The following is a 547-nucleotide window of genomic DNA, read 5'->3' on the forward strand; positions in this document are numbered from 1 at the left end:
CCAGATCCGTTCCTAGAAACAATGCCAGAAATCGGTCTAGATTGGCATGTTCAGGAGCTGGAACCGGCTCAAGGGCTACCAGTCATCCACGAGCTTAAAAAATAAGCAGTTAAGCTCAGGCTAATCTTGAATTAACTAAATCTAAGCCGATGCAATTGCGTCGGCTTTGTTCGATTTTATAGTGGCTTCGTTCAGGCGAAAGTACTCAAGGTATTAACATGCAACACAATGAACTAAAAACTCCGTACTTCATGATCAATGAAGACAAGCTGATTGCTAACCTAGAGAAAGCAAAACAGCTAAAAGAAATCTCAGGTGTAAAGCTTGTGCTAGCACTGAAGTGTTTCTCTACTTGGGGTGTGTTTGACATCATCAAGCCTTACTTAGACGGCACGACCAGCTCCGGTCCATTCGAAGTAAAACTTGGCTACGAAACGTTTGGTGGCGAAACGCACGCCTACAGTGTGGGTTACAGCGAAGATGACGTACGTGAAGTCGCAGACATCTGTGACAAAATGATTTTCAACTCGCAATCTCAACTTGCAGC

Annotated in this window: 1 pseudogene; it reads left to right on the top strand. The window is 44.2% G+C overall.

Annotation, left to right across the window (positions count from 1 at the left end):
- Positions 1 to 218 precede the first annotated feature (218 nt).
- A pseudogene (locus R7044_RS27415) lies at positions 219 to 547 on the top strand (carboxynorspermidine decarboxylase); the annotation flags it as partial.

It is taken from the genome of Vibrio sp. 1402 (assembly GCF_033340275.1).